The organism is Agreia sp. Leaf244, assembly GCF_001422695.1.
Classification (GTDB): Bacteria; Actinomycetota; Actinomycetes; order Actinomycetales; family Microbacteriaceae; genus Agreia.
The window spans coordinates 824,264-850,246 of sequence record NZ_LMLX01000002.1; the positions used below are offsets into that span (position 1 = coordinate 824,264).

22 protein-coding genes are annotated in these 25,983 nt (G+C 70.3%); 7 read left to right on the forward strand and 15 right to left on the reverse strand.

From position 1 onward, the window contains the following. Positions 1-34: 34 nt before the first annotated feature. The 3 genes from ASF06_RS20010 to ASF06_RS08685 all read right to left on the reverse strand — a co-directional run bounded on the left by ASF06_RS20010 (position 35) and on the right by ASF06_RS08685 (position 2,432). Positions 35-766 carry a response regulator gene (locus tag ASF06_RS20010; RefSeq protein ID WP_055945604.1) on the reverse strand — a complete coding sequence of 244 codons (732 nt, stop codon included), beginning with the start codon at positions 764-766 and terminating at the stop codon, positions 35-37. Continuing rightward, complete coding sequence (locus tag ASF06_RS20015) at positions 763-2,082, reverse strand: sensor histidine kinase (RefSeq protein WP_055945606.1); 1,320 nt, start codon at positions 2,080-2,082, stop codon at positions 763-765. Before ASF06_RS20015 ends, ASF06_RS20010 begins: the two co-directional genes overlap by 4 nt. A 65-nt stretch (positions 2,083-2,147) precedes the next feature. Continuing rightward, on the reverse strand, positions 2,148-2,432 hold the full coding sequence (locus tag ASF06_RS08685; RefSeq protein ID WP_055945608.1) for a hypothetical protein: 285 nt from the start codon (positions 2,430-2,432) through the stop codon (positions 2,148-2,150). Between the two features lie 154 nt (positions 2,433-2,586). On the opposite strand from ASF06_RS08685, the gene ASF06_RS08690 reads away from it, so the two are divergent. The 5 genes from ASF06_RS08690 to ASF06_RS08710 all read left to right on the forward strand — a co-directional run bounded on the left by ASF06_RS08690 (position 2,587) and on the right by ASF06_RS08710 (position 6,312). Further along, entirely contained in the window at positions 2,587-3,801 is a 1,215-nt protein-coding gene (locus ASF06_RS08690; protein WP_082500796.1) for an MFS transporter, read from the forward strand. A 107-nt stretch (positions 3,802-3,908) separates the two neighbouring features. After that, positions 3,909-4,502, forward strand: coding sequence for a sulfite oxidase-like oxidoreductase (locus ASF06_RS08695; RefSeq protein ID WP_082500797.1), 594 nt, complete (start codon positions 3,909-3,911; stop codon positions 4,500-4,502). Next, on the forward strand, positions 4,502-5,227 hold the full coding sequence (locus tag ASF06_RS08700; protein WP_326941375.1) for a ferredoxin reductase: 726 nt from the start codon (positions 4,502-4,504) through the stop codon (positions 5,225-5,227). The genes ASF06_RS08695 and ASF06_RS08700 overlap by 1 nt, the downstream gene beginning before the upstream one ends. Position 5,228: 1 nt before the next feature. Continuing rightward, on the forward strand, positions 5,229-5,516 hold the full coding sequence (locus ASF06_RS08705) for a DUF6510 family protein (protein ID WP_055945612.1): 288 nt from the start codon (positions 5,229-5,231) through the stop codon (positions 5,514-5,516). 106 nt (positions 5,517-5,622) lie between these two features. Further along, entirely contained in the window at positions 5,623-6,312 is a 690-nt protein-coding gene (locus ASF06_RS08710; RefSeq protein ID WP_055945614.1) for a Crp/Fnr family transcriptional regulator, read from the forward strand. 9 nt (positions 6,313-6,321) lie between these two features. On the opposite strand, the gene ASF06_RS08715 is transcribed toward ASF06_RS08710, so the two are convergent. After that, positions 6,322-8,625, reverse strand: coding sequence for an ATP-binding protein (locus tag ASF06_RS08715; RefSeq protein ID WP_055945616.1), 2,304 nt, complete (start codon positions 8,623-8,625; stop codon positions 6,322-6,324). Positions 8,626-8,726: 101 nt separating this feature from the next. Here ASF06_RS08715 and ASF06_RS08720 point away from each other — a divergent pair, with 101 nt between their 5' ends. Both ASF06_RS08720 and ASF06_RS08725 read left to right on the forward strand, forming a co-directional pair. Next, a complete protein-coding gene (locus ASF06_RS08720) occupies positions 8,727-9,302 on the forward strand; it encodes a TetR/AcrR family transcriptional regulator (RefSeq protein ID WP_235500949.1) in 576 nt (191 codons plus the stop codon). 153 nt (positions 9,303-9,455) lie between these two features. Beyond that, a complete protein-coding gene (locus ASF06_RS08725; RefSeq protein WP_055945620.1) occupies positions 9,456-10,964 on the forward strand; it encodes a CoA-acylating methylmalonate-semialdehyde dehydrogenase in 1,509 nt (502 codons plus the stop codon). A 53-nt stretch (positions 10,965-11,017) separates the two neighbouring features. Here the strand turns inward: ASF06_RS08725 and ASF06_RS08730 are convergent, their stop codons facing one another. The 11 genes from ASF06_RS08730 to ASF06_RS08780 all read right to left on the reverse strand — a co-directional run bounded on the left by ASF06_RS08730 (position 11,018) and on the right by ASF06_RS08780 (position 25,962). After that, complete coding sequence (locus tag ASF06_RS08730) at positions 11,018-12,544, reverse strand: PucR family transcriptional regulator (RefSeq protein ID WP_055945622.1); 1,527 nt, start codon at positions 12,542-12,544, stop codon at positions 11,018-11,020. 53 nt (positions 12,545-12,597) lie between these two features. Continuing rightward, positions 12,598-14,964, reverse strand: coding sequence for an alpha/beta hydrolase-fold protein (locus tag ASF06_RS08735; protein ID WP_055945624.1), 2,367 nt, complete (start codon positions 14,962-14,964; stop codon positions 12,598-12,600). 80 nt (positions 14,965-15,044) lie between these two features. Next, complete coding sequence (locus tag ASF06_RS08740) at positions 15,045-15,908, reverse strand: HpcH/HpaI aldolase/citrate lyase family protein (protein ID WP_055945626.1); 864 nt, start codon at positions 15,906-15,908, stop codon at positions 15,045-15,047. Then, positions 15,905-17,095 (reverse strand): CaiB/BaiF CoA transferase family protein, encoded by a 1,191-nt coding sequence (locus ASF06_RS08745; protein ID WP_055945628.1) that lies wholly within the window; start codon positions 17,093-17,095, stop codon positions 15,905-15,907. The genes ASF06_RS08740 and ASF06_RS08745 overlap by 4 nt, the downstream gene beginning before the upstream one ends. Then, positions 17,092-19,158, reverse strand: coding sequence for an SUMF1/EgtB/PvdO family nonheme iron enzyme (locus tag ASF06_RS08750; RefSeq protein WP_235500950.1), 2,067 nt, complete (start codon positions 19,156-19,158; stop codon positions 17,092-17,094). Before ASF06_RS08750 ends, ASF06_RS08745 begins: the two co-directional genes overlap by 4 nt. Further along, the gene (locus tag ASF06_RS08755) at positions 19,142-20,041 is read right to left on the reverse strand and encodes a ribokinase (RefSeq protein WP_055945633.1); all 900 of its coding nucleotides are present in this window, start codon (positions 20,039-20,041) and stop codon (positions 19,142-19,144) included. The genes ASF06_RS08750 and ASF06_RS08755 overlap by 17 nt, the downstream gene beginning before the upstream one ends. Beyond that, entirely contained in the window at positions 20,038-21,456 is a 1,419-nt protein-coding gene (locus ASF06_RS08760; protein ID WP_235500951.1) for an ADP-ribosylglycohydrolase family protein, read from the reverse strand. Before ASF06_RS08760 ends, ASF06_RS08755 begins: the two co-directional genes overlap by 4 nt. Next, positions 21,456-22,652: an ADP-ribosylglycohydrolase family protein gene (locus tag ASF06_RS08765; protein WP_235500952.1), complete on the reverse strand. Its 1,197-nt coding sequence runs from the start codon at positions 22,650-22,652 to the stop codon at positions 21,456-21,458. Before ASF06_RS08765 ends, ASF06_RS08760 begins: the two co-directional genes overlap by 1 nt. 70 nt (positions 22,653-22,722) lie before the next feature. After that, positions 22,723-24,015: an ABC transporter substrate-binding protein gene (locus tag ASF06_RS08770; protein WP_055945637.1), complete on the reverse strand. Its 1,293-nt coding sequence runs from the start codon at positions 24,013-24,015 to the stop codon at positions 22,723-22,725. Between the two features lie 73 nt (positions 24,016-24,088). Next, positions 24,089-25,009, reverse strand: coding sequence for a carbohydrate ABC transporter permease (locus ASF06_RS08775; protein WP_082500799.1), 921 nt, complete (start codon positions 25,007-25,009; stop codon positions 24,089-24,091). Continuing rightward, on the reverse strand, positions 25,006-25,962 hold the full coding sequence (locus ASF06_RS08780) for a carbohydrate ABC transporter permease (protein ID WP_055945639.1): 957 nt from the start codon (positions 25,960-25,962) through the stop codon (positions 25,006-25,008). Before ASF06_RS08780 ends, ASF06_RS08775 begins: the two co-directional genes overlap by 4 nt. Positions 25,963-25,983: the final 21 nt, after the last annotated feature.

The following is a 25,983-nucleotide window of genomic DNA, read 5'->3' on the forward strand; positions in this document are numbered from 1 at the left end:
CCTCCCGCAGGCGGAGAAGATCAGGCAGAGGTACTCAGGCGCCGGGAACCGCGATGCCGTGCTCGTAGGCGAAGACCACGGCCTGGATGCGATCGCGCACGCCGAGCTTCTGCAGCACCTTCGAGACGTGGGTCTTCACCGTGGCCTCTCCGAGGAAGAGCTCCGCCGCGATCTCGGCGTTGCTCATGCCGCGCGCCACGAAGCCGAGCACGTCGCGTTCGCGGGCCGTGAGGTCGGAGATCATGGCGGCGGCCGCCGCGCTCGAGGCCGCGGTGGCCGCGGCAGCGGCATCCGACCCGGCCGCACTCGCCGCAGCGGCCCTGGCACCGGCGTCGCGCTGCGCGAACCGCTCGATCACGCGGCGCGTCACGTCCGGGCTCAGCAGCGCATCGCCGCGCGCGACGATCTGCACCGCGTCGACGAGCTGCTCGGGCGTGCTGTTCTTCAGCAGAAAGCCGCTGGCTCCGCCCTCGAGCGCCTCGAACAGGTAGTCGTCGCGATCGAACGTGGTGAGCACCAGAACGGCGGGCGGATGCTCGAGGGCCGTGATCAGGCGGGTTGCGGTGAGCCCGTCCATGCCGGGCATCTGCACGTCGAGGCAGACCACGTCGGGAGAGACCTGCCTGATGCGTTCGAGTGCGCCGTGCCCGTCGCGCGCCTCGCCGACCACCACGATTCCGGGCTCGCTCTCGAGGATGATGCGGATGCCGCTGCGCAGCAGATCCTGGTCGTCGACCAGCAGCACGCGGATCTCTGCGTCTGTCACTGCGTCGCCTCCCTCGGGCGTGCGATCGCGGACGCGGTCGGGATGTCGGCCCGCACGAGGTAGCCGCCGCGAGCGCGGGGTCCCGCCTCCAGAGTGCCGCCGACCGCCGCGAGTCGCTCGCGCATGCCCACGATGCCGAGCCCGGAGCCCTGCCCGGTGGCGCTGCCAGCGGGCAGCCCGCCCGAGTCGGTGACCTCGACCTCGACTACCGCATCGAGGTAGCGCAGCCGCGCATCGATCGACGCCGATGCGCCGGCGTGCTTGATGGCGTTCGTGATGGCCTCCTGCACGACGCGGTAGACCGTGATCGACACCAGGGGGCTGAGCGGGCGCGGGTCTCCGACGATGGTGAGCTCGGCGGCGAGCCCGGCGGAGCGGGCGTCGCCGAGCAGCTCGGGCAGCTGCTCGACACCGTGCATGCTGGGACCGTCGACCGCGTCGCCCGCCTCGATCGGCCGGCTGTCGTCGCGCAGCGTGGTGAGCATGCGGTGCAGTTCGTCGACCGCCTCGCGCGCGCTCGACTCGATGGCCGACAGCGACTCGACGGCCTGCTGCGGGTCGCGCTGCAGCACACGCCGGGCGGCGCCGGCCTGCACCCCCATCACGGAGACATGGTGCGCGACGACGTCGTGCAGTTCGCGGGCGATGCGCAGGCGTTCGAGCGACACGGCCTGGGCCGCCGTGCGCTCGCGCTCCTCGGCGAGCTGCTCGGTGCGGTCCTGCAGGGCGGCGCGCTCGCGAGCGGCGATCCAGGCCCTGCTGCCGAAGTAGTAGGCGCCGCCGAAATAGAGCAGGTTCTGCAGAATCGTCACGAGACCGACCGCGACGACCGGTGAGACCGAGCCCACGACATCCCTGTCTGCGAGGCTGGCGGCGAAGGCCGGCGCGAGCAGCGCCGAGAACAGCCACACGAACATGCCCGCGATCACCACGAGTCGCGACACCATCGAGAGGCGACGGTGCCTGCCCCAGGCTCCGGCCGTGTACATGGCGATGAAGAAGGCGATGTTGCTGAAGAGCACTTCGGGCACGTTCAGTATCTGAACGGCCATGAACACGGCCGCGCTGACGACGAGCACCGACACGGGGTAGCGCCGCCGCCACGCCAGGGGCGCGCTCTGCAGCAGCACCATCAGCACTCCGAGCCACACAGGCGCCGGGTCGGGGTAGAAGCCGATCGAGTAGTAGAGCTCGAGGCTGCCGAGGCTCAGCACGAAAACGACCACGGCCAGCACGGCGTCGTTCCTGTACCCCCGGCGCAACGGCCGCGGGCGCACCCATGCGTCGTCGAGTGCATCGACCCTGCTGTTCGTCACAGCACTCACGCTAGCGAAACGCGGGGCGAGGCACCTCCCTCTTCAGGGGGAGGCGGCGCGTGCGGCTACTTGTTCGAGCTCGTGTACCCCGCGTCGTGGAGCAGTCGACGAAGGTCGAGGACCATCTGCTCGTCGACATCCTTGTGCTTGGGCTTCGTGAGCACGATGCGCCCCTCGCCCAGCTTCACGACGAACTTGCCGTCGTGCTCCTCACGCACATCGGCGACCTCGTCGAGGAGACCGATCACGTCGTTCCACTCGAGGTTGTGGGTGGTGGGGTGGCGCTCGATGTGCTCGAGCGTGGTGCGGTGGTGCTGGCTCACATGCAGGGGTTCGGTCGCGTCGGTCATACGACGAACCTAGACAAGATCACCCTCGAAGGCATTCGACATACGTCGAACGTCGATACCGTGCACACTCGGCGGCCTCCGGGGCGCGAGAGGATGGCATCTGCACGTCTCAACCGAAGCCGAGCCGCACCCGCCGAGAGGACCCGACGCACCCATGCCCCGTCGCATCCCGACCGTTCGACACGGCGCCGGTTTCTGGATCGTCGCCGTCACCTTCCTTCTCGTGATGGCCTACTCGACCGTGCCCACGCCGCTGTACCCGCTGTACCAGCAGCGCGACGGGTTCCCGGCCTTCGTGATCACGCTGATCTTCGCCGCGTATGCGGTCGGCGTGATCGTGAGCCTCTACCTCGCGGGGCACGTGAGCGACTGGCTCGGCCGGCGCCGGGTGCTCGTCGTCGCCGTCCTCGTCTCCGCCCTGTCGGCCGTGCTCTTCCTGCTGTTCCCCGAGGTTCCGGGGCTCATCGTCGCCCGCCTCGTCAACGGGGCGAGCATCGGCATGCTCACGGCGACGGCCACGGCGCACCTGGGCGAGCTGCGCGCCACAGCGCGGCCGAATGAGAACACCGTGGTCGCGGCATCCGTCTCGGGCGCGGCGAACCTGGGCGGCCTCTCGCTCGGGCCGCTCATCGGCGGGCTCTTCGCCGAGTTCCTGCCCGACCCCCTCGTGCTGCCTCACCTCGTGTTCCTGCTCGTGCTCATCGTGGCCGCCGTGGCGCTCATGCTGGTGCCCGAGACCGTCGACGTTCCCGACGAGCGGCCGGCCTACCACCCGCAGAAGCTGTCTGTGCCGGAGGGCGCACGCCGGCCCTTCGTCATCGCAGCCTTCGGGGCGTTCTCGGGCTTCGCGGTGTTCGGACTCTTCACCTCGCTCGCACCGACGTTCCTCGTGGTCACGTTCCAGGCCGGCGACCACCTGCTGGCCGGGGCCACGTCTTTCTCCGTCTTCGCCGCCGCAGCCGCAGGTCAGATCCTGCTGACGCCCGTCCCGGTCTACCGGCAGTTCACCATCGCCATCGCGGCCTGCTCGACCGGGCTCGTCCTCGTTGCACTCGGGGCGCTGCTTCCGCAAATCGTTCTCTTCATCGGGGGCGGCGTTATCGCCGGACTCGGTGTGGGCCTGCTGTTCAAGGGGGCGATTGGCACCGCCGTCTCGCTCGCAGACCCGAAGCGCAGGGGAGAGACGCTCGCGCTCATCTTCCTCGTCGCCTACGCGGGCCTCGCCATCCCCGTGCTGGTCGTGGGCGCCGCGCTCGCCTTCGAGCCCCCCACCGCCGTGCTGCTCGTCTTCGTGGTGCTCGTGCTCGCCGCGACGGTCACGGCCGGAACCCTCATGCGGCGCCGGGCACGGGCAGCCAGCCGGCAATAGATTCCATCCGGCAATAGATGTTGTCACCCACCGCTTATGGCAGCGTTTAGGGCACAATCGATACAGGCACCTGCGACATCCACCCACACCAGAACAAGGAGCACACCATGGCAGTCTTCTCCCGCGGTTTCGGGGCTCGCAGGCGCGAGTCCGACCCGGAGCTTCCCCCGGGCCAGTACCTCACCGAAGACTTCCCGGTGCTGTCGGCAGGGCCCACTCCCCGCATCGACATCGCCGACTGGAGCTTCAGCATCACCACCGAGTCCGGTGCCGTGACGACCTGGAGCTGGGACCAGCTCATGGCTCTGCCCATCGAAGACGTGCACACCGACATCCACTGCGTGACGCGTTGGTCGAAGCTCGGCACGTCATGGCGCGGTGTCTCTCTCGACACCCTCTTCGCCGACATCGACACCTCTGACGAATACACGATGGTCTCGTCGTACGGCGGCTACACGACGAACGTCCCCCTCGAAGACCTGCTCGGCGGCAAGGCCTGGATCGCCTTCGAGTTCGACGGCGAGCCGCTCGACCCCGAGCACGGCGGCCCTGCCCGGCTGCTCGTTCCGCACCTCTACTTCTGGAAGAGCGCCAAGTGGGTGCACGGCATCCGCATGCACTCCGACGACGACCCCGGCTTCTGGGAGCAGAACGGCTACAACATGTACGGCGACCCCTGGAAAGAGCAGCGGTACTGGTAGTGGCGATCGTCGCCGGCTGGCTTGTAGGAACGGTGGCCCGGGCCATGCGTGTGACGCCCCAGGGCCGTGTTCTCGTTCTCGACGTGCCCGAGTGGCCCGGCAACCTGGCCGGACAGCACCTCGACCTGCGCCTGACCGCTGAAGACGGCTACCAGGCCGTGCGCTCGTACTCGATCGCCTCGTTCGGCGACGGGCACAGCGTCGAGCTCGCCGTCGACGAGTTGCCCGACGGCGAGGTCTCGCCCTATCTCGTGCAAGACGTGCAGCCCGGCGACATGCTCGAGGTGCGCGGGCCGCTCGGCAACTTCTTCGTCTGGCGCGACTCCCAGATCGAGCCGGTGCAGCTCATCGCCGGCGGGTCCGGCATCGTTCCGCTCGTGTCGATCGCCCGTGCGCACCGGGCGGCGGCGAGCGCGGCGAAATTCCGGATGCTGTACTCGGTTCGTGCGCCGGAGGACGCGTACTACGCATCGGAACTCGAGGGACTCGTCGACGACAGTTTCGCCCTCGACTGGGTCTACACCCGCACCGCCCCAGCCGGCTTCGCGCGCACGGCCGGACGCGTCACTCGGGCCGACATCGAGGCATCCACCCTGCCCGTGGCCGACAACCCGCTCGTGTATGTCTGCGGGCCGACCGGTTTCGTCGAGGCGGTCGCGCGCATCCTGGTCGACCTGGGGCATCCGGCCGAACGAATCAAGACCGAGCGTTTCGGAGGAAGCTGACATGCCCGAGCACGCCCAGCAAGCGAACGTCCCCGTGAGCCGCGTCGACGGCAACGCGGCCGCAGGCCCCCTCGGCGAGATTCTGAGCATCGACATCACGACGGCGGTCGGCACGTGCCGGCACTGCGGCGACGCCGCCGCTCTGAGCGAGGCGATCGTCGAGCGGGATGCCGAGGGAGTGATCATGCTGTGCCGCTCCTGCGGGCGCACCCTCGTGACCTACATCAGCCACGCCGGACGGCAGTACCTGGAGTTCGCGGGCCTCAAGAGCCTGAGCGCGGCGTCCTGAGCCGTTCGCATATCCGCGCCCCTTCGGTGCATCCGCTGCCGGACGGCCGGGAGCGGATGCACCCACGGGGCGCGGATGGGCGAGGCCCCGCTGGTAGCCTGCCGGAATGGCCTCCGGAGTAACGATCTACGACCTGCGCGGCGCCTCGTTGATGGCGCCGTTCACCGATGAGCAGCTCGAAGACCTCACCGCGCACAGTTTCGTCGTGTCGCTCAGCCGTGGCGAACTGCTGTTCGAGGAGGGCACGGCCAGCGCGCACTTCTACATCGTGCGCACGGGGCGCATCCGCATCGCCCGGCGCTCGTCGGAGGGCACAGAGCTCGGCCTCTCCGTCGTCGAGGGCGGCGGCACGATCGGCGACCTCTCGGTGATGGACGGCCTCGCGCGCTCAGCGACGGCCGAGTCGATCGACGAGGCGGAGGTGATCGCGGTGCCGGCCGATCGCATCCGGGCCCTTCTCACGAGCTCGCCCGAGGCGCTGATGTCGGTCGTCGAGGAGCTCGCCTCCATCGTGCGGCGCCTCACCGGCGCCCAGAGCGACCTCGTATTCCTCGACCTGCCTCGCCGGCTCGCCAAGCTGCTGCTCACCTACATTCCCGAGTGGCGCCACGACCTCAATCAGGTCACCGTCGAACTGCCGATGAGCCAGGCGGGCATCGCGGCGCAGCTCGGCGTCGCGCGCCAGTCGCTCAACACGGCGCTGCGCACCCTCACCCGAGACGGACGCATCACCGTCGACGGTCGCCGCGTGACTCTCAGCGACGTCGGGTCGCTCAGGGCCTACGTCAACTCGTAGGCGGCGCCGTCACGTGCCGACCGGCGACGTGGCCACCTCGCGGGCGAGCTCCTCGAGGTCGCGCACGGTGCGCCCGTCGGCGTCGCGGCCGGCCGGATTCGCCAGCGGCCACACATCGATGGCCTGCTCGTAGAGACGCGTGGCCGCGGTCGCCGCCCCGAGTCGTCGGGCCGAGTCGGCGGCGGCCAGCAGCCAGTGCACGGCTCGGCGCGCGGCCGATTCGGTGGATGCCGACGGTGCGGTCTGCAGCTGCAGTGCGTCGACGAGGTGCTGGGCGATGACGGCCGCGGCCCGAGAGCCCTCGTCGGGGGCGCTCTCGAGGAAGTCGACCGTGGCGAGGTGCCGCTCGCTGCGCGACCTGCGCGATTGCATCTCGTAGGCCACCTGCCTGATGAGCGGGTGGCTGAACACGTACTGCCCGCGCTCCGACGACAGCGGGTCGGTGATCGAGATCAGGATGCCGCGGGTCTCGAGCGTGGCGACGTCTGCGGCGAGGTCGCCCGGCGAGCGTCGCGACACCGCGGCGAGCGCGGGCATGGAGAAGGAGAATCCGAGCACGGCGGCGAGCTGGGCCACGAGCCGCGCACCCGGCTCGAGTGCGTCGAGGCGTGACGCGATCAGCACGCGCAGGCTCGCGGGGGGCTCGGCGTCGGCCAGCATCCGGGCGCTGATTCCCGGGGCGAGGCGCAGGCCCTGCACCGTGTCTTCGAGCAGGCCGTCGTCGACGAGGCTGCGCAGCAGCTCGCGCGCGTAGAGGGGAACGCCGCCGACGCGGGCGGAGAGCAGATGCAGCACGTCGCGGGGCAGCTCGGGAGCGAGTCCGGCGATGAGTGCCACGATCGACTCCTCGTCGAGGGGCGAGAGTTCGAGCAGTGTGGTGTTCTCGCCCACGCCCACGGCGGGCCGCCGCACGAGCAGCTCGGGCCGCGTGACGATCACGATCAGCACGGGTGCCGGATTCTCTCGGCGCAGATGCTCCACGAAGTCGATCAGGCCGTCGTCGGCCCAGTGCGCGTCTTCGATCACCCAGACGACGGGAGCGTTCTCTCCGGCGGACATCCGCTCGAACCAGAGCGACCACGCGGCGAAGTACTCGTCGCGCCCATAGCCCGCGGAGCCGGAGGTCAGCAGCGGAGCGCCGTCGGCATCGGCGCCCAGCAGGGGCGCGAGCCGTTCGCACATCCAGTCGAGATCGTCGAGCTGGGTCGAGTTCGCCGGCGTCCAGCTCACGAGCTTGGTGCGCAGGCGGCCCAGCGCAACAGCCTCGCTCTCGCCCTCGACCGAGCCGATGCGGGAGCGCACGGCCGACGACAGGGCCGAGTACGAGACGCCCTCGCCATACGACAGGCAGCGCGCCGAGTGCCACATGATGGCCATCGGCACGTGGTCGAGGTGGTCGCGCAGCTCGAGCACCAGGCGGCTCTTGCCCACGCCGGCGTCGGCGGAGACGACCGCGACGTGCGGGCGGCCGGTGGCCACGACACGGTCGAAGGATGCGGTGAGCACGTCGCGCTCGGCATCGCGGCCGACCAGCGCGGTGAGGATCTCGGCGGCGGGCGCCGCGCCCGATCCGGTCTCGGAGATGACGCGGAGCGCGGGGTAGGCGGGCACCTCGTCGGCGATGCCCTTGATCGCGACGCGGATCTCTCGTCCGAAGTCGATGCGATCCACCGTGAGGGTGCGCGTGTGCGCATCGGTGAGCACGGTTGCGGGCGCGGCCGCTCCCTGCAGGCGTGCGGCGAGGTTGACGGCGGCACCCGTGACCATGCCCTCGCCGGCCGCTCCGAGCACGACGGCGACCTCGTCGGTCACCACGCCGACGCGCACGGCGAGTGCGCCCATACCAGATGCCCGGCCGTAGTCGCCCACGGCCCGGGTCAGCTCGAGGGCGGCGCGCACAGCACGCTCGGCGTCGTCCTCCCGGGTTCGCGTGGCGCCCCACACCGCCATCACGGCGTCGCCGATGAACTTCTCGACGACTCCGCCGAGCGTTTCGATCGTGCTGCGGCAGAGGGCGAAGTAGCCCGAAAGAAGCTCGCGCACGTCTTCGGCGTCGGTGCGCTCGGCGAGTTCGGTGAATCCGACGAGGTCGGCGAACAGGATGCTCGTGAAGCGTCGTTCGGCGGGCTGCGGCTCCGCTGAGCCCGGCAGCGCCGCGCCGCACCGGAAGCAGAAGTTCGCGGCGTCGACCGATCGCGCGCCGCAGGCGGGGCAGATGCGGGCACCGGGTGCCGAGGAGGCGGGGCCTCCACTCGCCGAGGGGGCCGGGCTCGCCGACGGCGACGTGCTGCCTCTCTCGCCGTCACCCCACATGCCCCTCATTTTAGGCACGGGAGAGTCGGGCAGATTACACCTCATCGGCGGAAGCAGCCTGAGAGTGCGCGCACGCCACACGCGCTTGGTAAACTACCACGATGGCTCGTACCCGGGAGTTCGACGACGCAATGCTCCGCCACGCCTCGCGCGAGCTGTTCTGGAGCAACGGATTCGCGAACACGTCGATCGGCGACATCTCCGCGGCCACCAGGGTCGGCAATGGCAGCATCTATGCCGCCTACGGCAGCAAGTTCGATCTGTTCTTCACCGTTCTCGAGTCGTACTGCCAGACCCGCATCGACATCGTGAGCGCGGCCATGGCTGTCGGCAGCACGGCAGAGGAGTCGATTCGCGAGTTCTTCGACGTGATCGTCTCCGACTGCTCGAACCAGCTCGACCGACGCGGATGCCTGATGCTCAACAGCATCGCCGAATTCGGCGGCAGAGACGATCGGGTCATCGAGCTGTGCCGCACCACGACCGAGACGATGGAGCGACTGGTCGCGGAACGACTGGCCGACGCATCCCCGAATTCACCCGAGGTACTCGATGTCGAGCTTCTGGCCTCGCAGATCATCCTCGTCTCGCAGGGTCTCATTCAGATGAGCAAGCTGCAGGTCCCGCGCGAGAAGCTGGCTGCGATAGCCGATGCGTACTGCGACGGGCTCGCGTAGCCTCTCACCGCCCGGCATCGACCCGCCACAACGGCGAACGCGACAGCCCGGATTAGACAGATCCGCACTGCACCCGGGCCCGATCAGGCGGTAGCGTGACTGCAGGGGCGGCTGTGGCCGTGGCCCCCTCTATCGATTAAGAGGAGCAGTTCAATGACCGACGCCACCGAGAACCAGCCCATCGTTCACCATTGGGTCGACGGCGCAGAGTACCTGTCGACATCCGGTCGCACCGCCCCCGTGTACGACCCGGCCCTCGGTGTGGTGACCAAGCAGGTCGCCCTGGCCGACCAGGCCGAGATCGACGCGGTCGTGGCGAGCGCGAAGGCGGCCTTCCCCGGCTGGCGCGACACGTCGATCACGAAACGGCAGCAGGTGCTCTTCACCTTCCGCGAGCTGCTGGCGTCGCGCAAGGCCGAGCTGGCAGACATCCTCACGTCGGAACACGGCAAGGTGCTCTCCGATGCCCTGGGCGAGATCACCCGCGGCCTCGAGGTCGTCGAGCTCGCCACCGGGTTCCCGCACCTCATCAAGGGCGAGTACTCCGAGAACGTGTCGACCGGTGTCGACGTGTACTCGCTGCGGCAGCCGCTCGGCGTCGTCGGCGTGATCAGCCCGTTCAACTTTCCGGCCATGGTGCCGATGTGGTTCTTCCCGATCGCGATCGCAGCGGGCAACACGGTGGTGCTGAAGCCGAGCGAGAAGGATCCGTCTGCAGCGAACTGGCTCGCCGAACTCTTCACCGAGGCCGGCCTCCCCGACGGCGTTCTCAACGTGCTGCACGGCGACAAGGTCGCGGTCGACGGCCTGCTCGAGCACCCCGATGTCAAGAGCATCTCGTTCGTCGGATCCACGCCCATCGCCCAGTACATCTACGAGACGGCGGCGAAGAACGGCAAGCGCGTGCAGGCGCTCGGAGGGGCGAAGAACCACATGCTGGTGCTGCCCGACGCCGATCTCGACCTCACGGCCGACGCGGCGATCAACGCCGGCTTCGGATCGGCCGGCGAGCGCTGCATGGCCATCTCCGTCGTCGTCGCGGTCGAGCCCGTCGCCGACGAGCTGATCGAGAAGATCACGCAGCGTATGGCAGGGCTGAAGACCGGCGACGGACGCCGCAACTGCGACATGGGTCCGCTGGTCACCGAGGCGCACCGCGACAAGGTCGCCGGCTACATCGACATCGCGGCGACCGACGGCGCGACGGTCGTCGTCGACGGACGCGGCATCGAGGTCGACGGCGCTGCCGAGGGATTCTGGCTCGGCCCGACACTCCTCGACAACGTGCCCGTCACATCCCGCGCGTATACAGAGGAGATCTTCGGACCGGTGCTGTCTGTGGTTCGGGTGTCGTCGTACGAGGAGGGCGTGGCGCTCATCAACAACGGCGCCTTCGGAAACGGAACCGCGATCTTCACGAACGACGGAGGGGCCGCGCGCCGCTTCCAGAACGAGATCGAGGTGGGCATGATCGGCATCAACGTTCCCATTCCCGTGCCGGTCGCGTACTACTCGTTCGGCGGATTCAAGGACTCGATCTTCGGCTCGAACAAAGCGTACGGCGTGCACGGCTTCGACTTCTTCACCCGCGAGAAGGCCGTGACCAGCCGCTGGCTCGACCCGTCGCACGGCGGAATCAACCTGGGCTTCCCCCAGAACTAGCGCGTGGGGCGGTCACACAGGCCACCCTTCGACAGGCTCAGGGAACGACGAGCTCAGAGAACGGGGCCGCGCTGCTCGGCGAAGGTGAGCGCGGCCCAGAGTTCCGCCCTGTCGGCGAAGCGGTCCAGGTCGAGGCCAAGCAGCTGCTGCACGATCGCGAGGCGCGCCCGCAGCGTGTGCCGGTGCACGCCCAACGCCTTCGCCGCCGGGTCCCACGCCCCGTTCGCGTCGAGCCAGGCGGCCGCGCTGGCGAGCAGCACGTCGACATCACTCCGACCGGATGCCGTGAGCGGCTCGAGCACGCGCGCCGCGACATCCTGGGCCCCGGCCCGGGCGAGAACGCCCAGCACGCCCGATCCGGCGAGCTCGCCGAACGCGGCCGTCGGACGCTCGGCCGTCGTGACCGACAGCGCGCGGCGGGCCTCGGCGAGTCCCCGGGCCAGCTCGGTCCAGGCAACGGGAGCCGAGGTGCCCGACCTGATCGCGAGGCGATCGAATTGCGGAGGGAGCGTGCCCACCGCCGACGCCACGAGCACGAGCTCGTCGTCGCGTTCGGCGAAGAACACCGTGCCCCGGCGGCGCTCCGACACGAGCTCCAGCTCGGTGAGAAGCGACTCTGGCACGTCGGCGGCTGCTGCCACCGTGACGGTCAGCGGCTCTGCCGGGAGGTCGCCCCACAGCCTGCGGGCCGTTCTCTGGGCCCCCTCGACGTTGCCCTCGAGCAGCAGTTCGAACAGCCCGCTGCGCAGGTCGCGGCGTGCGCCCTCGAGCGCGCGACTCTGCTCGAGCGCGATGGAGGCGAGCGCGATGACGCTCGTCACGAGGTCCGCGCCCGCGCCGTCGAGGGGCGCCAGGGTTCCGAGCGCCAGCACCCCGCGCAGGCTGCCGCCGCTGCCGAGCGTCTGCAGCACGACGCTGCCGTCGGCGGCACTCAGGCGGGCCCCCGCCCGCGATCCGTTCGCGAGAACCTGGCCCACGGCATCCTGCACCGCGTCGTGGAGCGACGCCGGCATGCTGCGCTCGGGCGATGAGCGCACCTCGTCGCCCAGGCTGTCGAAGAGCACGACCCAGCAGCCGAGGCGGCGCTCGAGCTCGGCGAGGATCGCCTCGAGGCCGTCGGGGCGCAGTGCCGCGAGGGCGATCGAGCGCTGCGCGTCGAGCGACCACTCGAGGCGCTCGCGCTCGTCGAGGGCGATCACGTCGGCGACCGCGCGGATGATCGCGATGAACGGCGTGCGGTCGGCGACCTCGAAGAGCGGGATGCCGCGGGTCTCGCAGGCGCGCACGAGGGCGGGCGGCACATCGTCGTGGATGATGCTCGTGGCGAAGCCGAGGCCGAGGATTCCGCGGTCGCAGAGCCGGGCGACGTAGGCGTCGATGTCGGCGTCCGCTGTTCCGGGGCGCATCTGGTCGCCGTCGGTCAGCAGCAGCTGCCCCTCCTCGAGCCACGGCGTCGGATCGGGGAAGTCGGAGCTGTGCACCCAGGCGATCGGAGCGTCGAGCTGCGCCAGGTTCTCGCCCGCGAGCAGGCGCAGGTGGAAGCGCTCATCCGCGAGCAGAGTGCGGAGCGAGGTGGGCATCTACCGAGGGTACCGGTGGTCTCGTTCCCTGAGCCTGTCGAAGGGCAGCCCGCTCAGTGGCGCTGCACCTGCCCGCGAACTCTGCGGCGCACCAGCACCGCCGTCGCGCCGAGCAGCAGCAGCATGCCGGCGAGCGCGAGCCGCGCCGTCGCATCCATGCCCGTGAGGCCGAGCATGCCGGCCACACCCGAGCCCCCGGAGGACGCCGAGCCCGAGCCTGTCCCTGCTCCCGCACCCGCACCGGGCTGGCCGCCCTCGCCCGGCACCGTCGCATCGACCCCGACCTCGATCGTCGTGAGGAACACGTCGCCCGACCCCGCATTGGATGCTCCGTCGACGGCCCCGTAGGTGAGCCCCTGAACATCGGCGGTGCCGTCGCCGCGCGCCGACGCGAACAGGTTGCCCTCGTCGTATTCGTCGGCGCCGTCGCGCTGCGGGGTTCCGAACTGGCTGCGCGCGGTCTCGGCGCCGGATGCGTCGAGGGTCGCGGTGAACACGTCGACTCCGCCGGCACCGCCCTCTGCGAAGCGCCCCGCCGTGTGGCCGACGAGCACGACAGCGCCGTCGGGGCCGGCAACCAGGGCCGCGCCCCTGTCGTCGTCGGCCGTTCCGAGCTGCGTCGTGAAGAGCGCCGCCCCGGAGCCGTCGAACGAGCGCACGAAGGCGTCGTTGCCGCCCGCCGCCGTTGCTCCAGACAGCGAGCCCCCGGTGAAGCCTGCCGCGACCACGCCCGCAGGAGTCGCGATCAGGGCGCTGACCTGATCGCCCTCCTCGGTGCCGAACTGCTGCAGCCACTCCCGCGTTCCGTCGGCCGAGTACTTCGCGATCCACGCGTCGTAGCCGCCCGAGCTCGACGCCCCGGGCATCGCGGCTCCGGCCGTTCCGGCCAGATAGACGCCGCCGTCGCTCGCGAGGGCCGCGGCGAAGGCCTTGTCCTCGCCCGTGCTGCCGAACTGGTGCGACCACGCGACCCGGCCATCGGCATCCACCCGCGTGACCATCGCATCTTTATCGCCCGCACTCGTTTCGCCGTCGAGGGCTCCCGAGGTGTAGCCCGCGAGGTAGGCCCCGCCCGCTCCGTCGGCCGCCACCCCGTAGGCGCGGTCGGCGGCCGAGGCCGAACCGATGGATGTCTGCCACAGCACGGTTCCGTCGCCGCCGGCCCGGGCGACCAGCACGTCGTCGTTCACCGCGCCCGCGTGGTCGCGCTTCGAGTAGCCGCCCACGATCACCGAGTCGTCGGCGGAGGCGACCACACCGTAGGCGCGATCGTCGAGTGCGGAGGCGATGGCGCTCGACCACACTTCGGAACCGTCGGCAGCGAAGCGCTGCAGCACGATGTCGAGGCCGCCGGCCCCGCCGACGCCGCCGAGCGCTCCCGCCGCGTTCACGGCCTGCACTCCGCCGTCGCTCAGCGCGAGCACTCCCCCGGCGCGGTCGTCGCCCGCGGTGCCGAGCTGCGTTCCCTCGAACGGCGCACGGGGCGTGGTCTGCAGGTAGCCCGCGATGTCCTGGATGCCCTCGCGGAACCCCTCGCGCCACACGCCCCAGTCGTGCCCGCCGTTGTAGACGCGGAACTCCGCGGTGATTCCGGGCACGCGCTTGGCCGCGTTGTAGAGCGTCGCCGACTCGTAGTCGATGTCGTGGTTCACGTCGGCCGGGTCGGGGTTCACGTACTCGTCGTCGCCGACCGCGATGAACAGGTGCAGCGGCGACGCGGGGTCGAACGCGGCGAACGTCGCGGGGTAGTTGAGCGAGAGGTAGCGCTGCTCGTCGAAGACCTGGTCGCCCACGCCGTAGGCGCCGAACTCGCGCGCCGACGAGTCGACCGGCGGGGTCGGCACGTAGACCGCGGGGCTCAGGATGAGCGCGTTCGCGAAGAGGTCCTGGTGCGCGGTGGCGTAGCGCAGAGCGCCCGCGGCGCCCATCGAGTAGCCGCCCACGACGCGGGATGCGCGGTCGTCGATCGTGGCGTACTTCTGATCGATCGTCGGAATGAGCTCCGTCGTGAACGCCGTCTCGACGGCCACGCCGGGCGTCGCCCCGCCGGTGTACTGCGAGTCGACGTAGTAGTTGCCTCGCTCGTTCCACGGCGCATCCGGCATCACCACCACCATCGGCGGGATGCTGCCTGCCGCGATCAGCTCGTCGAGGTCGGGGCCGACCTGCTGCCACGCGGCCTGCGTGTCGCCGCGGCCGTGCAGAAGATAGAGGGTCGGATACCGCGTCGCTCCCGACGCGTCGTACCCGTCGGGCAGGTAGACCGTGTAGTCGACGGGCCCGCCGATGGCCGAGCTCTCGAACGAGCCCGCCTCGAACGTGCTGGCGGCGGCCTGTGCCGGTGCGGCGGGCAGGGCGAGGATGCCCGCCCCCGCGAGTGCGAGCGCGGCGAGAGCCGCGGTCTTCGACGTCCACATCATTGTGTTGCCTCTCTGGTGGTGCTGGATGGTGCTGGATAGTTCGGGTCAGACGACAGGGTCAGGCGAGGGTCAGCCGAGGGTCAGGCGAAGGGCTCCGCCGCGCGGAGGATCGACCGCGCCCGGCCGAGCATGGCCGCGTCGACCATCTCGCCGCTCGCGAGCGTCGCGACTCCCCCTGCCTCGCCGACCGAGAGCACCTCGCGGGCCCAGCCGAGCTCGGCGTCGGTCGGGGCGAACGCCTCGTGGATGACGGGCAGCTGGCTGGGGTGGATGGCGGAGCGGCCGAACCAGCCCGACTCGCGGCCGCGCAGGGTGTCGGCGCGCAGCGCATCCAGATTGCGGATGTCGGGGAACGCCGACATCATCGGCGCCTCCAGCCCGGCCGACCGGGCCGCGTACAACAGCCGGATGCGGGCGTAGTCGAGCACGGCGGGCGCGCGCGTGCCGAGCTCGCTCGCGAGGTCGGATTCGCCGAGCGCGAGCCTCGTCACGGCCGGATGCGCGGCGATCGCGTAGGCGTTCTCGACGCCCAGCGCCGACTCGACGAGGGCGGTCACCGGCAGCCCGGAGGCGAGGCCCGCGAGCACATCGAGCTGCCCGGGCGTCTCGACCTTGGGCACGCGCAACTCGATCGCGGCGGGCGATGACGCCAGCGCGCGCGCATCGTCGTCTCCGCGTTCGCCGCTGTTGATGCGCACCTGCACGACGGCCAGCGCGGGATGCCGTTCGTCGCCCGGCCGGAATGCGGCGAGCCAGTCGAGCACGGCCTCACGGGCGGCATCCTTGCGCTCGGGCGCGACCGCGTCCTCCAGATCGAGGATCACCATGTTCGCGCCGCTAGCCGCCGCCGTCTCGAAGCGGTCGGGCCTGTCTCCGGGAACGTACAGCGCCGCGACGATGGGCCGGGCGGCGAACGGTCGGGCACCGGATGCGCGGGCGCTCACAGGATCCCCCGTTCGCGCAGCGCCGCCCGCTGTTGGGCCGTGATGCCGATCTCGTCGAGCACCTCGTCGGTGTCGTGACCGTGCGGTCGACCGCTGAACCGGATCGCTCCGGGCGTCTCGGAGAGGCGGAACAGCACGTTCTGCATCTTGACCGGGCCCAACTCGTCGTCGTCGACGCTCTGAACGGTGCCGAGCGCGGCGTACTGCGGATCGGAGAGGATGCCCCGCACGTCGTAGACGGGCGCGACGGCGGCCTGCGCCCTCTCGAACTCCTCGAGCACCACCGCCGTGGGGCGAGCGGCGACCCAGGATGCGACGGCCTCGTCGAGCTCGTCGGCGTGCTGCGCCCTGCTGTGCCCGCTCGAGAACCACGGTTCGTCGACGAGTTCGGGTCGGCCGACGAGGGTCATCACACGCTCGGCGATGGACTGCGAGCTGGTCGAGATGGCGACCCACTCGTCGTCGGCCGTGCGGTACACGTTGCGCGGCGCGTTGTTCACGCTGCGGTTGCCGGTGCGGGCCTGCACGGTTCCGAGCTGGTCGAAGGCCGTGATCTGGCCGCCGAGCAGCATCAGGATGGGCTCGATGATGGCCATGTCGACCACCTGGCCGCGGCCGGTCGCCTCGGCGGAGCGCAGTGCGACCATCACGGCGTAGCTCGTGGCGAGCGCAGCGATGCCGTCGGCGAGACCGAAGGGCGGCAGGGTGGGCGGGCCGTCGGGCTCGCCCGTGAGCGCCGCGAATCCACTCATCGCCTCGGCGAGGCTGCCGAAGCCGGGCCGCGCGGAGTAGGGCCCGAACTGGCCGAAGGCGGTGACCCGCGCTATGACCAGCGCCGGGTTGGCGGCGAGAAGCGCATCCGGGCCCAGGCCCCACCGCTCGAGCGTGCCGGGCCTGAAGTTCTCGATCAGCACGTCGGCCGTGCGCACGAGCTCGAGTAGCACAGCGGCCCCATCGGCCTGGCCGAGGTTGAGCGTGACCGTGCGCTTGTTGCGGCCGAGCGTCTTCCACCAGAGATTCACGCCGTCTTTGGCCGGTCCGTGGCCGCGCGAGGCGTCGGGCTTCAGCGGGTGCTCGACCTTGATCACGTCGGCCCCGAAGTCGCCGAGGAACGTGGCCGCGAGCGGACCCGCGAACAGCGTCGAGACGTCGAGCACCCTAACTCCGTCGAGAGGCGCGGCGCTCATGATTCGTCCTCCAGGTCCCACGCGAGGCGGAAACCGATGTTCGGCGACCTCGAGATCCCCAGCCCGGTGAGCAGGTACTTCAGGCTGAAGTCGGGCTCGCGGCGGCCTCCGTCGACGTACCAGTCGGAGCCCTGCGCCTCGTAGTCGGCGCCGCCCTTCAACTGCACGAAGCGGGTGACGCCGTCGCTGTGCTCGCTCTCGGTCCAGTTCCAGACCCACGGCTCGGCCCGCTCGAAGGCACCATCGGATGCCGCCAGCTGCCACTCGAATTCGGTGGGCAGGCGGGCCCCGGCCCACGCGGCGTAGGCTCGCGCGTCGTCGAGGTCGACGCAGGTCACGGCGTCGCCACCGGCCTGCGCGGCGAGGAGGAAGCGGTTATCGCCTGCGGGCGCGTAGCCCGTGTCGGCCACGAAGCGATCGAACTCGGCGCGGGTGACCTCGCGGCGGGCCACGGCGACGCGGCCGGTCTCGACCGTGACCTCGAGGCTGCGGTCGTCGTGCAACCGCGGGGGCAGCGGCTTCCACTCCTCGACGTAGGGCGCCTCGCCGTAGAGTCCCGTCTCTCGGCGGCGGAAGCGCACGACGAGCTCGTGGGTGGCGGCGTCGATCACGACCGAGTCGGCGGGCGCGGCTGCGACGGGCGCCGCCGCCGGAATCCGGCGCACGGCCTCTCGCGCGGGGAAGCTCGAATCGGCGCTGGGCGCATCCGCCGCGGCCTCGGCCAGGAGCCCGCGGAGGAGTTCGGAGTGCGGCTCCGTCACATCCGGAGCCGTGGTGAGGCCGCGCGCCTTCTCGCGCACGATCGCGGTGACGCCACGAGCCGGAACGACAACGCCCTCGGGGCCGACGATGCGCCCGGCCGTCGCATCCCACAGCACGCCCGAGACGTGCTCGGCCGACAGGGCGGGGCCGGTGTAGTCCACGCCCGAGCGGTTGACCAGCGTGTAGACGTCGACCTCATCGGTCGACCAGCGAGAGGCGTAGACGCCGTGGTCGAGGGCATGCCCGGAGGCGCCGTCGAGCGGCACCCAGTCGCCACCCACGAACACGTCGCCGAGCGCGCGCTGCACCCGCAGCATGCGCCGCAGCGTGGACTGATCGCGCGCGTTCCAGCCCACCCAGACGCCGAAGACCGTGTCCCAGACGAGCATGCCCGTGCCGTTCATAAAGGCCGACTGCAGCTCGGAGCTGTGGTCGCGATTCCAGCGGCGGGTCGAGTGCATCATATGCCGACGCTCGAACCAGTGGGCGCGCATCACGCCGGGCGCCTCGCTGTCGTCGAACCACTGCGCCCAGCTCAGCTGGTGGTCTTCGATGCGCACGTTGGGCACGCGCGATTCACCCTCGAGGGCGCGCGGCGGCGACGATTCGCGCAGAGCCCTGACGAGCGCGCGGTCGCCCTCCTTCATCGTGTCGAGGAAGACGCCGTCGACCCCCAGCTCGTCGACGATCAGGGCGAGCTCCGCCGCATCGTCGTGGTCGGCGCGGCGTGTTCCCGTGTCCCACGGGTTGTAGTCGATGAACACGCGCATGCCTCGCCGCTGGAACTCGGCGACGAGCTCGCGCAGGCCGGGCACGTCGCGGTAGTAGTCGAACTGGTTGCGGTCGTCGATGCCGATCACCGGGTAGGCGTGCCAGAGCACCACACCGTCGAAGCCGCCGAAGCCGGCCGTCGCACCGACGAAACGCTGCACGTCGAAGCGCTGCGCCTCGGCGTCGAAGAGCCGCTCGTCCCAGAGCCACACGAGGGCGACGGATGCGCAGTGCTGGGTCCAGCGCGAGGTCACGTCGTCGTAGGCCGCGCCCGAATAGTCGATGCGGCGGCGGGCGTCCGCGCGCCAGGCCGCGAGCGCCTCGCGCCAGGCGGGCCACTCGGCCGGGTCAGCAGGAGCCGCGAAGATCTTGGCGATGTCGCCGACTGCCTCATCGAGCACACCGGTCAGCGGCAGCTCGGTCGCGCGGTCGATCGGGCGCGGCACCAGCGGGTCGAACTCGTTGGTGTTGGCCTCGTCGGGGTCGTGAACGAGGTCGGCGACGGGCAAAACGTCAGAGCGATGAGACAAGAGCGTCGATCTCCTTGCGATCGGGAATGGAGGGCACGGCGCCCACGCGCTGCACCGAGAGGGCGGAGGCCGCGGTCGCGAAGCGCACGGCCGAGGGCAGGTCGAGCCCCTCGTCGAGCGCGGCGGCGAAGGCGCCGCAGAACGTGTCGCCGGCCCCGGTGGTGTCGACGGCCTCGACCTCGTGGGCCTCGACCCGCGTGAGCTCGGCGTCGCCGCGATGCAGCAGCACGGAGCCGGCCGAGCCGAGGGTGATGATGACACTCGGCACGTCGCGGGTGAGTGCCCGCGCCCGCGAGAACAGGTCGGTCGCGTCGTCGCCGGCGAGCTGAGCCGCCTCGGTCTCGTTCACGATCAGCACGTCGACGAGAGCGAGCAGCTCGGAGGGAAGGGGCCGCACCGGCGCCGCGTTCAGCAGCACGCGCGTTCCCGCGGCGCGGGCGATGGCGGCCGCCACGCGCACGGTCTCGATCGGGATCTCGAGCTGCAGCACGAGCACGTCTGCATCGCGGATGTGCTGAGCCTGGTCGTCGGCGAGCGAGGTGAACAGCGCGTTCGCTCCCTGGTTCACCACGATGGTGTTCTCGGCGTGCGCATCGACGGTGATGAGCGCGGTGCCGGTCTCGCCCGCGGTGATGCGCGTCGCATCCACGACCCCGGCGCCGCGCAGGCTGTCGCGCAGCAGCGCGCCCGCGTCGTCGTCGCCAAGCAGCGCGACGAAGGTGGTCGCCGCACCGGCGCGGGCGGCCGCGACGGCCTGGTTGGCGCCCTTACCACCCGGATGCCGGCCGCCGCCCGTCGCGAGCACGGTCTCGCCGGGCGCGGGGATGGCCTCGACCGTGTAGACGAGGTCGAGGTTGGCGCTGCCGACCACGATGACGCTCATCGGGCGGCCTGCGAAAGGGTCGGCTCGGCGGACGGAGCGAGAGCGGCCGTGCGCTCCGCGAGCTCGTCGAAGCCGATGCCGTCGAAGCCCGGGATCGACGTGGCGAGCCGGTTGTGAAGAGGCTCGATCCAGGCCGACGGCAGCGCGACGGCGCCTGTCAGCGCGCCCGCGATCGCGCCGGCGGTGGCGCCCACCGAGTCGGTGTCCCAGCCGCCCATCACGGCGATCGAGATCGCCGTGGCGAAGTCGCCGTCGGAGCGCACGAGCGCGAACGCCAGCAGCGCGCTGTTGTTGAGCGCGTGCACCCAGTGCAGGTGACCGAACTCGGCGGCGAGCGCATCGAGGCCCTCGTCGACCGTGAGATCGGATGCGCCCAGCTCGGCGCCGCGCAGGATGGCCGCGGCGTAGCGGCTGCCCTCGGGAACCGCCGAGAGCCCGGCCGCGATCACCTCGTGCACCGACGAGGCGACGAGCGCCGCGGAGCTGGCGGCCGCGACGAAGAGCGCGCCGTAGAGCCCGCTGCGCCGGTGGCTGAGCCACGCGTCGCGATAAGAGAGCGCGGCCGCGGCGTGGGGGTCGCCGGGCCGCGCCCAGCCGTAGACATCGGTGCGGATCTGCGCACCGATCCACTCCTGGAACGGGTTCTGCACCGTGGCCGCGACATCGGGCTCGTGCCCCTCGAGCAGGTTGCGGTAGACGATGCGCTCGGCCGTGAACACGCGGCCTCCGGGCAGGTTCGCGAGCCACGACAGCGCCACGTCGTCGGTCGTGAAGTCGGCCCCCGCGCGCTCGAGCAGTTCGAGGGCGATCAGGGGAAAGTTGAGGTCGTCGTCTTCGGGCATGCCGTCGATGTTCTCGACGAGGCTCGTGGGGCGGCTGCGCCGGTTCCACGGGTATCGCGCGGCGACGGCCGGGTCGAGTCCCTGCTCGGTGAAGTAGGAGGAGACCGGCCAGTTGCCGGTCGACTGCGCGATGGCGCGGATGCCCTCGCGCGAGATCTTCTCGACGGGCTTGCCGAGCAGGCAGCCGGCGGCCCTGCCCAGCCAGGCCCCGAGCATCCGGTCGCCGAACGAGCCGATCGACGCCGAGCCGGGCCCGCCCGAGTCGCTCGACACCGACGGCAGCTCGGGCGGCTGCGGCGCGAGGTCGAGGATGGCGTCGAGGGCGTCGGGCTCGGCCGCGACGAGCGCGGCGGGTAGAGGCAGCTCGTCGATGCGCGCCAGCAGAGCCCGCGCGAGCTCGCGCAGCTCGGGGGGCGCGGGCTGCGGCGACGCACCGCTGACGGCGGCGGTCGGCGATCCGCCCGCGGCCACCCACTCCGCCTCGAGCGCCGACACGTCGACCCCGTCGAGGCGAGCGGCGGCCAGCGCGTGCGGCACCAGGTCTTCGGGCTGGGTCCAGCTCAGTCGCAGCATCAGAGTGCTCGCGTGAGTGCCGACATCGAGGCCGCGCGAGCCTCGGCGCGGGCGCAGTCCTTCTCGAACACCTCGCGCGCGACGGCCGCGATCCGTGGGCCGGTGGCGGTGATGTCGATGCGGCTGCCCTGCGTGACGGCGTCGACCCACTCGGCCGGAACCGCCTCGAGCCCATGCAGCGCGCCCGCGATCGACCCGGCCATCACGGCGATCGAGTCGGAGTCGCGACCGTAGTTGATCGAGCCCAGAACGGCCTCGCTGTAGTCTCCCCCGCCGACCACGAGCATGCCGAGGGCGATGGGCAGCTCCTCGATCGACTTCGTGCGGCTCGGGATGCGGGCGTCGCGGGCGGGCGCCCGGTAGTTCGGGCCGACGGTGTCGAACGGCTCGACGGCCGAGCGAAGGTGGGCGAGCGAGTCGCGCCAGTCGCTGCGCGTGGATGCGGCCTCGACGACCGATTCGATCGCGTCGCGCGTGCCGTCCTTCGCGAGTCGCAGGGCGACATCCAGAACGCTCGAGACGGTCGCGCCGACGCGCATCGCCTCGGCGACGGCGGCAGCGTAGACGCCGGCCGCCTCGCGGCCGTAGCTCGACTGGTGGGCGCCGGCCACATCGATGGCCTCGGCATAGGCGGTGTCGGGCGAGCCGGCGTTGATGATTCCGATGGGGGCCGCGTACATGGTGGCGCCGCAGTTCACGATGTTGCCGACGCCCGCCTCGCGGGGGTCGATGTGGCCGTAGTGGATGCGCGCGACGAGCCACTTCTCGGCGAGGAAGATGCGCTGCAGCAGGATCGCGTCGGTCTCGAGCTCGGGGATCCACTGGCGTTCGCCGATGAGGCGCGGAACGAACTTCTCGGCGATCGCATAGGCGTCGAGGTGGTCGCGCACCTCGTCGTAGACGTCGACGAGCGCATTGGTCATGAGGGTGTCGTCGGTGATGTGGCCATCGCCCTTGTGGTACGGCGCGATGGGCCGGGCGTTGCGCCAGTCGGCCAGGAACGGGGGGACGACTCCGGTGATGAACCCGTCGTAGCGCTCCTGGATGGCCTCGGGCGTGTTGCCCTCCGCGGCTCCTCCCAGGGCGTCGCCCACGGCGGCGCCCGCGAGGGCCCCTGTCGCCTTGTCTTCGAGCAGATCCATCCTGAAGTCTCCTTGTGTTCCGACGGTCGTGGCCGGCTGAGTGTCGTGTGTCATGGGGTGTGTTCTGGTGCGGGGGCCGAGGCGCGGGGCGGGATTCCGCCCCGCGCTCCGGCGTGCCGGAAGGTCAGCCGATCGACGACCAACCCTCGGTGAGCTTCTGCTTGAGCTCGTCGAGAGTGATCGAGTTCGCGAAGTACTGCTGCAGCAGCGGGGTCGCGTACTGGTCCTTCCACTGCGGGTAGTTCGTGGCCTTCTGGAACGGCGCACCCGTGAGGTCTTCACCCGTCGCGAGCAGCTCCTTCCAGCCGTTCTCGCCGTTCGTGTTCGTCTCCACGGCGGTGCGCGCGGCGTCCGTCGACGGGATCAGCCAGTCGCCCTCGGCGACCGAGGCCAGGTTGTCGGCGCTCATGAAGTAGTCGATGAACTTGGCCGAGGCCTCGACGTTCTTGCTCTCGGCCGCCACGGAGAGGGTCTGCGGGTTCGCGGCCTGCACCGGGCCTGCGGAGCCTGCGAGCGGGGGCAGGACCTTCCAGTTGAAGCCCTCGGGCGCGGACTCGCTGATCTGCTGCGCCAGGAAGTTGCCGCCCACGTACATGGCGTACGTTCCACCGAGGAAGCCGGGGAGGACATCCGACCCGCTCTGGGTGAGCGTGATCGGGTCGAGCGACGCGTCTTCGTAGGCCATGTCGTGCACGTACTTCGGAACGGCCAGCTCGTCGTCGCCGATGTCGATCTTGGCGGTGCCGTCGTCTTCGACGTCGAAGAAGGTGCCGTCGAATCCGAGGGCCGTGTTCATGATCGCGGCGGTGGGCTGCTTGAGGCCCCAGCCGACACCGAACTTGCCGTCGGCGGTGAGCTTCTTCGAGATGTCCTGCAGCTGGTCCCAGGTGAGTTCGTCGCCCGTGGGAACCTCGACTCCGGCCGCGGCGAACGCGTCGGTGTTGGCGTAGACCACGTAGGTCTGCAGCAGGGTGGGAGCGGCGACGATCTTGCCGTCGGCGGTCGACACCGTCTTCCAGACGTCGTCGGAGACGCTCGACTTCACGTCGTCGCTCAGGTGGTCGCTGAGGTCGGCGAGGTAGCCCTGGTTCGCGAAGCCGAGGATGTCGCTCGACTCGTCCTGGATGACATCCGGGGCCGTGCCGCCCTGGAACTGGGTGACGAGCTGGTCGTGCACGTTGTCCCAGCTTCCCTGGGTGAGCTTCACCTGGATGTCGGGGTTGTCGGCGTTCCAGCTGTCGACGATCTCCTTCGTGGCCGCCACCGTGGAGTCCTGATAGGCGAGGCTCTGGAAGGTGATCTCGACGGGGCCGTCGTTCGACGAGGTGTCTGTCGTTCCGCCTCCGCCGAACGCGCATCCCGACATCATGCCGACGATGGCGACGGCGCCGACGGCGACCGAAATCTTTCTTCTCATGGGTGAAACTCCTTTGTTTTCTGGTGAGGGCACTGCACTGTGTTGGGTCGGATGGTGTTGGTGGTGAGCGGGGTCAGCCCTTGACCGCGCCGCTGAGCAGGCCCGAGGTGAGCCGCTTCTGGATGAGCGCGAAGAACACGAGGCTGGGGATCGTGGCGAGCAGCGACGCCGCCGCGAGCTGGCCGAGTTGCACCTGCCCCTCGGCGCCGACGAAGCGCGCGAGGGTGAGCGGCAGGGTCTGCAGCGCCGGGTCCTGGATGAGCACAAGAGCGAAAAAGAACTCGTTCCAGGCCGAGATGAAGGTGAACAGGCTCGTGGCGACGAGGCCGGGGGCGAGCAGCGGAAGGATGATCTTGCGCAGCACGAGCAGCCTCGACCCGCCGTCCATCGCCCCGGCCTCCTCGAGTTCGACGGGGATTCCGGCGACGTACCCCTGCAGCATCCACAGGGCGAAGGGCAGCGACCACACCGTGTAGACGAGGATCAGGCCTACCAGGCTGTTGATGAGCCCGATCTGCTTCAGCACCAGGAACAGCGGGATGATGATGAGGATGAACGGGAACACCTGGCTGAGCAGGATCCAGCCCGTCGCCACCGTGCGCAGCTTCGTCTTGAAGCGGGCGAGGGCGTAGGCCGCCGGCAGCGAGATCACGGTCACGATGAGGGTCGTCGCGACCGACACGATGAGGCTGTTCAGCGCCGCCGGAATCAGGTTGGCCTTCTCCGTGGCCTGCGTGAAGTTGTCGAAGTTGAGCGACTGCGGCAGGAAGGACGGGGCCGCCGACTGCAGCTCCTGCGGCGTCTTGAACGCGGTGATGAGCAGGAACAGCAGCGGGAATCCGAGGAACACGATGTAGCCCGCGAGCGCCAGGTACTGCAGCGGACGCGTGACCCGACGGGTGCGCTTCGCCGACGAGAGCCGACGGGGTGTGGGCGCCGGGCGGTCGGGCCGTTTTGGGTTGTCGGACTGCGGGCGGTCGATGATGGCGGTCATGAGAGTCGGCTCCTCGCCTGGCTGCGCAGATAGAAGAAGAGAAAGATGCCGATCACGACGACCATCACATTTCCCATGGCGGCGGCGTAGCCGAAGTTGCCGTAGCGGAACGCCTCGTTGTACGCGAAGAGCATCGGCAGCATCGTCTGGCCGCCCGGCCCTCCGGCCGTGAGCACGTAGACCAGGGCGAAACTGTTGAAGTTCCAGATGAGGTCGAGCGTGGTGATCGCCACGATGATGGGTCGCAGCGCCGGCAGGGTGACGTGCCAGAAGCGCTTGAACGCGCCGGCCCCGTCGATGGATGCGGCCTCGTGCAGGTCGGTGGGCACGTTCTGCAGCCCGGCCAGCAGCGTGATGGTCGTCTGCGACATTCCAGCCCAGACGCCCACGACGATCACGGCGGGCAGCGCGGTCGAGAAGTCGCCGAGCCAGTTGATGTCGCCCGGCAGGCCGATGGCCCGCATGCCCTCGTTGATCGGACCGTAGGTGGGGTTGAGCATCAGCCGCCACATGATGGCGATGATCACCGGCGGCATGGCCCACGGCACCAGGGCCAGGGTGCGCGCGATCCAGCGGATCTTGAGGTCGAGGTTCAAAAGCAGCGCGAGCCCGAGCGAGGCGAAGAACTGCAGGATCGTCACGCCGAACGCCCAGATGAGGCCGATGCGGAACGAGTTCCAGAAGAGCTCGTTGCCCATGAGCTGCGTGTAGTTGTCGACGCCGTTGAAGCTGACCGTGGCGTTCAGCCCGGCCTTCGAGTCGGTGAAGCCGAGAAGCAGGCCCTGTGCGAGCGGGTAGACGCTGAACAGCAGAACGGGGATCAGGGCCGGCAGTACGAGAAGCCAGGCGTCACGGCCTCCGCCGCCGCCGACGCGCGAGCGTCGACGCTTCTTCGGCGGTGCCGTGGGGTTCGGCGCGCCCGCGCGCGGGCGACTGTCGAGTGTGCTCGTCATCGTGCATCCTCTTCGATTGTG

Coding starts and splice junctions, on each gene's coding strand:
- ASF06_RS08685 (WP_055945608.1), bottom strand. CDS start 2,432: ATGACCGACGCGACCGAACCCCTGCATGTGAGCCAGCACCACCGCACC.
- ASF06_RS08690 (WP_082500796.1), top strand. CDS start 2,587: ATGCCCCGTCGCATCCCGACCGTTCGACACGGCGCCGGTTTCTGGATC.
- ASF06_RS08695 (WP_082500797.1), top strand. CDS start 3,909: ATGGCAGTCTTCTCCCGCGGTTTCGGGGCTCGCAGGCGCGAGTCCGAC.
- ASF06_RS08705 (WP_055945612.1), top strand. CDS start 5,229: ATGCCCGAGCACGCCCAGCAAGCGAACGTCCCCGTGAGCCGCGTCGAC.
- ASF06_RS08710 (WP_055945614.1), top strand. CDS start 5,623: ATGGCCTCCGGAGTAACGATCTACGACCTGCGCGGCGCCTCGTTGATG.
- ASF06_RS08715 (WP_055945616.1), bottom strand. CDS start 8,625: ATGTGGGGTGACGGCGAGAGAGGCAGCACGTCGCCGTCGGCGAGCCCG.
- ASF06_RS08720 (WP_235500949.1), top strand. CDS start 8,727: ATGGCTCGTACCCGGGAGTTCGACGACGCAATGCTCCGCCACGCCTCG.
- ASF06_RS08725 (WP_055945620.1), top strand. CDS start 9,456: ATGACCGACGCCACCGAGAACCAGCCCATCGTTCACCATTGGGTCGAC.
- ASF06_RS08730 (WP_055945622.1), bottom strand. CDS start 12,544: ATGCCCACCTCGCTCCGCACTCTGCTCGCGGATGAGCGCTTCCACCTG.
- ASF06_RS08735 (WP_055945624.1), bottom strand. CDS start 14,964: ATGATGTGGACGTCGAAGACCGCGGCTCTCGCCGCGCTCGCACTCGCG.
- ASF06_RS08745 (WP_055945628.1), bottom strand. CDS start 17,095: ATGAGCGCCGCGCCTCTCGACGGAGTTAGGGTGCTCGACGTCTCGACG.
- ASF06_RS08755 (WP_055945633.1), bottom strand. CDS start 20,041: ATGAGCGTCATCGTGGTCGGCAGCGCCAACCTCGACCTCGTCTACACG.
- ASF06_RS08760 (WP_235500951.1), bottom strand. CDS start 21,456: ATGCTGCGACTGAGCTGGACCCAGCCCGAAGACCTGGTGCCGCACGCG.
- ASF06_RS08765 (WP_235500952.1), bottom strand. CDS start 22,652: ATGACACACGACACTCAGCCGGCCACGACCGTCGGAACACAAGGAGAC.
- ASF06_RS08770 (WP_055945637.1), bottom strand. CDS start 24,015: ATGAGAAGAAAGATTTCGGTCGCCGTCGGCGCCGTCGCCATCGTCGGC.
- ASF06_RS08775 (WP_082500799.1), bottom strand. CDS start 25,009: ATGACCGCCATCATCGACCGCCCGCAGTCCGACAACCCAAAACGGCCC.
- ASF06_RS08780 (WP_055945639.1), bottom strand. CDS start 25,962: ATGACGAGCACACTCGACAGTCGCCCGCGCGCGGGCGCGCCGAACCCC.